The sequence below is a fragment of the Salinisphaera sp. G21_0 genome, from assembly GCF_017744115.1.
Classification (GTDB): Bacteria; Pseudomonadota; Gammaproteobacteria; order Pseudomonadales; family Endozoicomonadaceae; genus Endozoicomonas.
Genome location: NZ_JAGHQW010000191.1, coordinates 1 through 1,002 on the forward strand (window position 1 = coordinate 1; position 1,002 = coordinate 1,002).

At 57.4% G+C, this 1,002-nt stretch carries 1 protein-coding gene; it reads left to right on the forward strand.

What is annotated here, in order from left to right; all coding sequences use genetic code 11:
* Positions 1-55: 55 nt before the first annotated feature.
* Positions 56-1,002 (forward strand): hypothetical protein (locus tag J7439_RS25590; RefSeq protein ID WP_209204880.1); only part of this gene is annotated, 947 nt, incomplete at its 3' end.

The following is a 1,002-nucleotide window of genomic DNA, read 5'->3' on the forward strand; positions in this document are numbered from 1 at the left end:
TTATCTTGAATGGTCGCTTGAACGGATCGTGTGTTGTGCCCACGGCCTGCGGGCCATGGACAAACTGCTCCGGGATAACTTCCTGACCATCAGCAGCCTTGCCCAGCAATGCATCAGCTATGATGCCAGCCGTGGCCTGACCACGAATCCGGAAGCTACCGGGGAAAACCCGGCCAGAGAGATCATTATCGACAACCTGGTCAACCGGTTCCTGAATATGTACTCACAGTTGGCACAAGCGCGGTCCGAGATAATCCTGGCCACCGGGTTTGCCAGGGAAGAAACCAGCGAGGCCGGACTTTTCCATGGCTTTAATGCCCGGGAAATGGACGCCACGGTCAAGGCCCTGTTGCAGGGTTCCTCCGGGGTGTCCGCACCGTTTCGGGATGTTCTCCGGGGTTTGGCCAGCTCTCTGGACAAGCAGATGAAGCAGATCACGCAGGAGCGCGTCAACGATGGTAACTATCAGCGAACACCCGGGCCGGATGAGCAACTGTTATCGGTGATACACAATGCCACCGTCGCCGATAATGAGTTCACCTTGCCGTCGGGCTGGCTGGAACGTGGAGACGTTGAAGCAACCAACCGGATCATCCGGGATGAGCAGGCCCGTTTCCTTGCCAACATGGCGGTATTTGAAGACCGGCAGCGCTTCCCGGCTGATTACCAGAAGATCTTCCAGAACCCCACAGATTATGATGCCGTGTTTTACAATGACGATACCGTTCCCTGCCATTACAGCGAATCGGGACTGGACGACACGTCGGCACTGGCACCGCTGCTTTCCCGCCCTCCGGCTACGTCACCGTTCACCCTGACGGAGCGAAAACTGCTGAAGGGGTATGCCGAACAGGCCACGGCAATCTATGGCGACTATGCCCGCCAGGCCGAGGCCATAAAGCAGCAGAACCAGGAGATGATGGCAGACATACCCGCAGAGGAGTCAGACTCAATGACCTGGCCGGAAAAACGACAGGTGTGCTGCGTCAACCTGCTGGAGAC